The organism is Mycobacterium sp. NPDC003449 (genome assembly GCF_053588415.1).
In genome coordinates this window covers 1-2,462 of record NZ_JBSFPX010000352.1, presented here as the reverse complement: position 1 = coordinate 2,462, position 2,462 = coordinate 1, and the positions used below count along the sequence as shown (strand labels likewise).

The 2,462-nt window shown below is 63.2% G+C and carries 1 protein-coding gene and 1 pseudogene; both read left to right on the top strand.

What is annotated here, in order from left to right; all coding sequences use genetic code 11:
- On the top strand, positions 1–1,137 hold a 1,137-nt coding region (locus ACWDTP_RS38180; RefSeq protein ID WP_450028401.1), incomplete at its 5' end, for an alpha/beta fold hydrolase.
- 149 nt (positions 1,138–1,286) lie between these two features.
- A pseudogene (locus ACWDTP_RS38175) lies at positions 1,287–2,432 on the top strand (acyl-CoA dehydrogenase family protein); the annotation flags it as partial.
- Positions 2,433–2,462 lie beyond the last annotated feature (30 nt).

Below are 2,462 nucleotides of genomic sequence, written 5' to 3'. Positions count from 1 at the left end.
CCGTCGGTGGTGATGGTGTTGGAGCGGATGCCGTTGGCTGCTGGTAGTGGCAAGGTTGATCGGGGTCGGTTGCCTGAGCCTGAGTTTGTGGCTGGTGAGTATGTGGCGCCGGGTAATGACACCGAGGCGGTGATTGCCGGGGTGTTCGCCGAGGTTCTTGGTCATGATCGGGTCGGGGTCACTGAGGATTTCTTCGATCTCGGCGGAGACTCGCTCCGCGCCATGCGTGCCACCGCAAAAATCAAGACATTGACCGGTAAGCCGGTCCCCGTGCACTGGCTTATCGCAGACCCTTGCGTTCGGGCACTGGCACAGCGCGTGGACACCGGGACCGATGATGATGAAGGCGCTGCGATGGAAACCGTTGTCGCGCTACGTGCGGAGGGCACCAAACCACCGGTGTTCGCGATCCATCCAGGCGGAGGGCTGGGGTGGTACTACCGTGGTCTCGTCCGCTACCTAGACGACGGCCGGCCACTCTACGCACTTCAGGATCCGCACGTCGTGAAGGGCGAACATAAAGCGGAATCCGTGCAGGAATACGCCGATCAATACATCGCGACGATACGCGAAATCCAACCCAGCGGCCCCTACAACCTGCTCGGGTGGTCGATAGGTGGAAACATCGCGCACGCAATGGCGGTGACGCTGCAGCAAAGCGGTGAGGAGGTAAGCAGCCTGGCGCTGCTCGACAGCTTCCCGTACGTCGACGACGACATGGTCGACGATGACCCGGGGCAGGAGCTTATCGCTGACGTCGCCGCCCGCTGGGGTGAATGGCTCGGCACCGACGCCACCCGCGTCAAGTCCTTCGACGAACTCCTCGAATTGATGTGGAACGCGGTCATCAGCACGACCGTTTCTACTCGGCGGCAATTCGACGCGATGCTCGACAGCTTCAAGCACTCCGCGGAGATCATGCGCGATTACGAGCCGGGTGAATTCGAAGGAGACGTTCTATTCTTTACGGCCGGCGCAGAGGACAGGGGGCAGGCATCCTGGTGGAAGCCCTATGTGTTCGGTGCGGTGAATAACGTCGCCGTCGATGCGTATCACCTGACCATGACGCACCCCGAGAATCTCGCGGTTATCGGGCCGATACTTCGAGACCATCTCGCCGATACGCGCGGGTCTTGACGGCTCGCGACCGGCTACGACCTGCCCCGGGTTGGCCGGGGGAGCTACGACAAGGCCCACCGGCGTGACGATGAACCCAGCGAATTCGCAAGTTGCGCAAGCGTGTACGCCGTGGGTTCGAATGTGAAGCTGGTGAAAAGGAGAGTCTCGTGGGCCACTACAGGAGCAATGTCCGTGACCAGGTGTTCAACCTGTTCGACGTGTTCGGCGTGGACAAGGCACTTGGTGCAGGCTCCTACAGCGACCTGGACGCCGATACGGTTCGCGAGATGCTCGGCGAGATGGCCCGGCTGGCCGAGGGGCCGATCGCCGATTCGTTCACCGAAGGTGACCGCAATCCGCCGGTGTTCGATCCCGAGACCCACTCGGTGAAGCTTCCGGAGGCGTTCAAGAAGTCGGTGCGTGCCGTGCTGGAGGCGGGATGGGACAGGGTCGGCATCGAAGAGGAACTCGGCGGGACTCCGATGCCCAAGGCGGTGATGTGGGCGTTGCATGAGCATCTGCTGGGCGCCAACCCGGCCGTCTGGATGTACGCAGACGGAGCCGGATTCGCCAACATTCTCTACCGTCTGGGTACTGAGGCGCAGAAGACGTGGGCGATGCTGGCCGCCGAGCGCGGCTGGGGTGCAACCATGGTGCTCACCGAACCCGATGCCGGTTCGGATGTCGGCGCGGGCCGCACCAAGGCGGTCCGACAGGACGACGGCTCCTGGCACATCGACGGCGTGAAGCGGTTCATCACCTCCGCAGATTCCGATGACCTGTTCGAAAACATCTTCCACCTGGTGCTGGCCCGCCCCGAGGGTGCGGGTCCTGGCACCAAGGGGCTGTCGTTGTTCTTCGTGCCCAAGTTCCACTTCGATCCCGAGACCGGCGAGCCCGGCGAGCGCAACGGCGCCTTCGTCACCAACGTCGAGCACAAGATGGGTTTGAAGGTCTCGACCACGTGTGAGCTGACCTTCGGTCAGCACGGTCTACCCGCGGTGGGCTGGCTGGTCGGCGAGGTGCACGATGGTATCGCGCAGATGTTCGATGTGATCGAGCAGGCTCGAATGCTGGTGGGCACCAAGGCCATTGCCACCCTGTCGACCGGCTACCTCAACGCGCTGGAGTACGCCAAGGAGCGCGTGCAGGGCGCCGACCTGACCCAGATGACCGACAAGACCGCCCCGCGGGTGTCGATCACGCACCATCCGGATGTGCGGCGCAGCCTGATCACCCAGAAGGCCTATGCCGAGGGGATGCGCGCGCTGTACCTGTACACCGCGACGTTCCAGGACGCCGCGGTCGCCGAATGATGATCAGGGCAGGGCTGGTTCCGATGC